The 401-nt window shown below is 57.6% G+C and carries 1 protein-coding gene; it reads right to left on the minus strand.

Features of this window, described 5'->3' with window-relative positions; translation table 11 throughout:
• Positions 1-14: 14 nt before the first annotated feature.
• A partial coding sequence (locus DEH80_RS17080) for an integrase core domain-containing protein (RefSeq protein ID WP_133249320.1) occupies positions 15-401 on the minus strand: 387 nt, incomplete at its 5' end.

Genomic DNA, 401 nt, shown 5'->3' on the forward strand with positions numbered 1-401 from the left:
CGTAAGCTTCCCCGTCAAGGCGACAGTTCAAAAGTAGAGTTTCTGGCGGCAAGTAATCTGGCCTCGGCTGGTGTCATGTTGCCCAGCGCATCGTGCGGTCGTTCCTCGTTGTATTCGATCATCCACCAGTAGGTGGCTTCGCGGACATCATCCWGGGTGGCAAACAGATGCTGGTCCAGCACCTCTTCACGKTACGTGCGGTTGAAGCGTTCGACGTAGGCATTCTGATTGGGTTTGCCGGGTTGGATGTATTGAATGGCCATTCCGGCCCGTTTGGCCCAGGCGGTGAACGCCTCGCCCAGAAATTCCGGTCCGTTGTCGCACCGCATGACCTGCGGCAGACCGTGTTCCGCCTTTAGCTGCTGAAAGATTCGCACCAGGCGCTCGGAAGTGAGTGAGGT

It is taken from the genome of Abyssibacter profundi, from assembly GCF_003151135.1.
Lineage (GTDB): Bacteria > Pseudomonadota > Gammaproteobacteria > Nevskiales > OUC007 > Abyssibacter > Abyssibacter profundi.